At 43.1% G+C, this 552-nt stretch carries 1 protein-coding gene; it reads left to right on the top strand.

Annotated elements, in window-relative coordinates; all coding sequences use genetic code 11:
- Positions 1–36: 36 nt before the first annotated feature.
- Positions 37–552: hypothetical protein (locus AB4585_RS05170; RefSeq protein ID WP_372169405.1), on the top strand; the 516-nt coding region annotated here is incomplete at its 3' end.

Raw genomic sequence — 552 nt, 5'->3', positions numbered from 1 at the left:
GTTCGCCTATACGACTACTGCAGACGATTTACAGCAATGCACAATAATCGTGAATTCGAAGGTTCCTTACTGAAACTAACAACAGAACTCCTTGGGGTGCACAGACCAGAATCCGCTCTCGAGGGTGTAGGGCTCATAAAAACCGAAATCACAAGATGCATCAACAAAGTGTGCTCCGATGAAAGCGGTAGTGTCATTCCTGAAGAATATAGAAGGGAAGGTAACTGGCGATCAGTCAATCTGTTTGGAATTATTTTCTCAGTGAACTTTGAAGATAATGCCATACATGCAGTACAGACCGAGGATTTCATTCACGAACTGAACCCTACAGAACACCCTATGGTGGAGATGATAGGAGACACCCCAACAGCAAAAAATCTCATGTTCGAATCAATACTCAAACCTCTCCACATTGATGAGAAGGTCAACCGCGGTTTAATGCACAATGCATCAGTACGCAAATACAGCATCGCATCCAAACATTACCCTGACGCCTACGTATCAAGGTACAGCTCAGATAAAACCATAGAGCTCTTCACTAAACTTATACTA

It is taken from the genome of Vibrio sp. 10N.222.49.C9 (assembly GCF_041474985.1).
In the GTDB taxonomy this organism is placed as follows: Bacteria; Pseudomonadota; Gammaproteobacteria; order Enterobacterales; family Vibrionaceae; genus Vibrio; species Vibrio crassostreae_C.
Note: the sequence above shows the minus strand (reverse complement) of the source record. Positions and strands in the feature narration are given on the sequence as shown.